This is a genomic window from Streptomyces colwelliae, from assembly GCF_048158785.1.
Lineage (GTDB): Bacteria > Actinomycetota > Actinomycetes > Streptomycetales > Streptomycetaceae > Streptomyces.
In genome coordinates this window covers 1-440 of record NZ_JBLTJC010000971.1, presented here as the reverse complement: position 1 = coordinate 440, position 440 = coordinate 1, and the positions used below count along the sequence as shown (strand labels likewise).

The window sequence follows — 440 nt, the reverse complement described above, 5'->3', positions numbered from 1 at the left end:
GGGGGCGACCGTAGGACTGGAGTCGGGGGCGGAGCCGGGGGTGGAGCTGGAGTCGGAGCCCAAACTGACGCACAGGACGGCGCCGCAGTCGAAGCCGACGTCCGAGCCGACGTCCGAGCCGACGTCCGAGCCGACGTCCGAGCCGACGTCCGAGCCGACGTCCGAGCCGACGTCCGAGCCGACGTCCGAGCCAGAGCCGGAAGCGGAGGCGAAGCCGGAGCTGGAGGCGGCGCCCGAGTCGCAGCCGGACTGGGAGCCGCTGCCGCAGTCGGAGCCCGAGATGGAGCCGCAGTCGGAGCCGGGGCCGGAGCCCGAGACGGAACCCGAGACGGAACCCGAGACGGAACCCGAGACAGAGCCGGAGGCGCAGGCGAAGCCGGAGCTGGAGGCGGGAGCCGAGCCGCAGCCGCAACCACAAGTCGCTCATCCCGCACCGGAGT

The 440-nt window shown here is 73.6% G+C and carries 1 pseudogene; it reads left to right on the top strand.

Going from position 1 to position 440, the window contains the following annotated elements:
- Nucleotides 1-440: pseudogene (locus ACNFOC_RS55410) on the top strand (VWA domain-containing protein); the annotation flags it as partial.